The organism is Ochrobactrum sp. P6BSIII (genome assembly GCF_014138065.1).
Lineage (GTDB): Bacteria > Pseudomonadota > Alphaproteobacteria > Rhizobiales > Rhizobiaceae > Brucella.
Genome location: NZ_JACGXB010000044.1, coordinates 1 through 2106 on the forward strand (window position 1 = coordinate 1; position 2106 = coordinate 2106).

A 2106-nucleotide genomic window follows, 5' to 3' on the forward strand; every position below is an offset into this window, starting at 1 on the left:
CTCGGTTATGACGGTTCCTATTGCCGTGTTGCAGCTTTCGCGCGGGAATGGAAGGCGGACCGGCAGAGAGAACTCCAGACGACGGGGCGCGGCACATTTGTGCCTCTAGCATTCGAGCCCGGAGAAGCTTTCCAGTTCGACTGGTCGGAGGACTGGGCGATCATCGGTAATGAGCGCACCAAGCTGCAGGTCGCGCATACGAAACTGAGCTACAGCCGCGCTTTCATCGTCCGGGCCTATCTGTTGCAGACGCACGAGATGCTGTTCGATGCTCACAATCATGCATTCCGTGTGTTTGGCGGTATTCCCGGCCGCGGCATCTACGACAACATGCGCACGGCAATCGACAAGGTTGGCCGTGGCAAGGAGCGAGATGTCAACGTGCGCTTCCTGGCGATGGCCAGCCACTATGTCTTCGAGCCGGAGTTCTGCAATCCTGCGTCCGGCTGGGAGAAGGGACAGGTCGAGAAGAACGTTCAGGATGCACGTCATCGCTTCTTTCAACCGATCCCGCGCTTTCCATCACTGGAAGCCTTGAACGACTGGCTTGAGCTTCAGTGCAAGGAGTTCTGGGCAAAGACCCCACACGGCCAGATGCGTGGCACCATTGCCGATATCTGGGCTGAGGAGGCTTTGGCATTAATGCCGGTCTCCCGACCGTTCGATGGGTTTGTCGAGTATACAAAGCGTGTCACGCCAACCTGCCTCGTTCATCTGGAACGCAATCGCTACAGCGTGCCGGCATCCTTCGCCAATCGCCCTGTAAGCCTCCGGGTCTATCCAGATCGTGTCGTTGTCGCTGTGGAAGGTCAGGTCGTCTGCGAGCATCACCGTGTTATCGATCGCTCCCACGACCGACCGGGGCAGACGATTTACGACTGGCGGCACTATCTGGCGGTGGTGCAACGCAAGCCCGGCGCTCTTCGTAATGGTGCACCGTTCGTTGAGCTACCGGACGCGTTCCGGACCTTGCAGCAATACCTGCTCAAGAAGCCCGGCGGAGACCGTGAGATGGTCGACATCCTGGCGCTCGTCCTGCAGCACGATGAACAGGCCGTCTTGTCAGCCGTCGACATGGCGCTGAAGTCGGGCGTTCCAACCAAGACGCATGTTTTGAACCTGCTGCATCGCCTCGTCGATGGCAAAACCTTCCCGCCGCCGATAGACACTCCTCAGGCATTGACACTCACCAATGAACCAAAGGCCAACGTCGAACGCTACGACAGCCTGAGGAAGACGGAGGTTCGCCATGCGTCATAACCCGGCGAGCGGCGCAATCGTGATCATGCTGCGTCAATTGAAGATGCACGGCATGGCCCAGGCCGTCGATGAGCTGACCGAACAGGGAGCCCCGGCGTTCGAGGCCGCCATTCCGGTCCTGTCACAGCTCCTCAAAGCGGAGACAGCAGAAAGGGAGGTCAGATCGACAGCCTATCAGCTCAAGACGGCACGCTTTCCCGCTTACCGTGATCTGAGCGGTTTCGACTTCGCAAGCAGCGAGATCAACGAGGCGCTCGTGCGCCAGCTCTATCGCTGCGACTTTCTGGATGATGCCAACAACATCGTGTTGGTCGGTGGACCAGGCACAGGTAAAACGCATGTCGCCACGGCGATCGGCGTTCAAGCCATCGAGCATCATCATAAGCGGGTTCGCTTCTTCTCGACCGTCGAACTGGTCAACGCTCTCGAGCAGGAGAAAGCTCAAGGACGGTCCGGTCAGATCGCCAACCGGCTTATGTACTCCGATCTCGTTATCCTTGACGAACTTGGATACCTGCCATTCAGCGCGTCAGGCGGTGCACTGCTCTTCCATCTGCTGAGCAAACTCTACGAGCGGACCAGCATCATTATCACCACTAATCTGAGCTTCAGCGAATGGGCTAGCGTCTTCGGCGACGCCAAGATGACCACCGCGCTGCTCGATCGCCTAACGCATCATTGCCACATCCTGGAAACCGGAAACGACAGCTTCCGATTCAAGAACAGCTCAGCGCATGAACGCAAAACCGCAAAGGAGAAAAGTAGGAACTTGACCACTACTATCGACCCGAAACATAACTAACAGGCGGGTCAATTCTCGGCGCAAATGCCGGGTCACTTCTCAGT

Annotated in this window: 2 protein-coding genes; both read left to right on the plus strand. The window is 57.7% G+C overall.

The window, feature by feature from the left end; translation table 11 throughout:
* Positions 1-1260 (plus strand): IS21 family transposase (gene istA / locus FHW00_RS24360; protein WP_182514710.1); only part of this gene is annotated, 1260 nt, incomplete at its 5' end.
* Positions 1250-2062, plus strand: a complete 813-nt coding sequence (gene istB, locus FHW00_RS24365; protein WP_061346884.1) for an IS21-like element helper ATPase IstB — start codon at positions 1250-1252, stop codon at positions 2060-2062. The genes istA and istB, both read left to right, overlap by 11 nt.
* Positions 2063-2106: the final 44 nt, after the last annotated feature.

What these genes read in the sequence shown, in the direction of transcription:
- istB (WP_061346884.1), top strand. Translation starts at nt 1,250, where the DNA reads ATGCGTCATAACCCGGCGAGCGGCGCAATCGTGATCATGCTGCGTCAA.